This window comes from Citrobacter sp. wls718, assembly GCF_005280945.1.
Lineage (GTDB): Bacteria > Pseudomonadota > Gammaproteobacteria > Enterobacterales > Enterobacteriaceae > Citrobacter > Citrobacter gillenii.
In genome coordinates this window covers 9630-10123 of record NZ_SZWV01000059.1, presented here as the reverse complement: position 1 = coordinate 10123, position 494 = coordinate 9630, and the positions used below count along the sequence as shown (strand labels likewise).

General features: G+C 57.9%; 1 protein-coding gene. It reads right to left on the bottom strand.

The window, feature by feature from the left end:
- Positions 1 to 233 precede the first annotated feature (233 nt).
- Positions 234 to 494 (bottom strand): hypothetical protein (locus tag FDW95_RS23310; RefSeq protein ID WP_212734300.1); only part of this gene is annotated, 261 nt, incomplete at its 5' end.

Below are 494 nucleotides of genomic sequence, written 5' to 3'. Positions count from 1 at the left end.
ATTTCGCGGAAGGAGATATCGAAGTGCTCTTTCCAAACGAGGTGCCAAGAAACTTCTGGCTAACTCCAGGGATTACAGTCGTCCGCCTTATGCCACCCATGGGGCGCATTCTCGACAAGCATAACGGCGGTTAGCATGTCGCCACAGTCATGGCAGTTGATTCACTCTCCCTTCGCGACAGGTGCGCGCTTCTGTTCGTCGATCCAGGCATACAGCATCTTGACCGTTCCCTTTTAGACGTCGGCAGTCGGCCAACGCAACTTTCCGCGGCCGACGCGTAGAGCATCCACGAGCCGGGTTTTGCCCGGCAACTGTCCCGAGAATAGACTGGGCTTGGGATCAACCGCTGGCTTCTTGAAGACGGCGATCCGCTGGTAGTCGGGGGTTGTCAGCCAAGTCCGCGCGTCCCCTTCGTCGGTGAGGATTCGATAGAGGCCAGCGGGCGGGGAGGACTCGGTATCGAGTAGGCGCTTATAGCGTTCGACGGACCATTT